This is a genomic window from Bacteroides finegoldii DSM 17565 (assembly GCF_000156195.1).
In the GTDB taxonomy this organism is placed as follows: domain Bacteria; phylum Bacteroidota; class Bacteroidia; order Bacteroidales; family Bacteroidaceae; genus Bacteroides; species Bacteroides finegoldii.
The window spans coordinates 16,898-17,319 of record NZ_GG688331.1; the positions used below are offsets into that span (position 1 = coordinate 16,898).

Here is a 422-nt window from a genome sequence, read left to right on the forward strand (position 1 = left end):
ATTCGTCAGGAACTAGCGAATCGCCTTGACGTTGAGTTCCTCCAGCTCATTCTTGCCGAGCATTGGAAACCTTATCTTGAGAACCTTCATGTCTGTATGACCGATGCCACCTGTTATGAAAGTCATCTGCGTTTTCCTACTGATGCCAAACTCTTATGGGAAGGTATTGTATGGCTTCATCGTCATCTGTGCAAACATTGCCGTACATTGCACATACAACGTCCCCGTAACAAGTATCTTGATGTACGCCGTGCCTATCTTGCTTATAGCAAACTGCGTAAACGCAGGAAATCACAGGCTCGTATGATTACACGAAGGTTACTTCAGTTATTGGAAAAGTTACTTGACCAGCTGGAGCAGCTTCATTCATCCTACAGGAACAGGCTTGCACTATCCTCTGATTACCAAAAGACGTTTCTCGG

At 45.0% G+C, this 422-nt stretch carries 1 pseudogene; it reads left to right on the top strand.

What is annotated here, in order from left to right:
* Window positions 1-422: pseudogene (locus BACFIN_RS21970) on the top strand (DDE transposase); the annotation flags it as partial.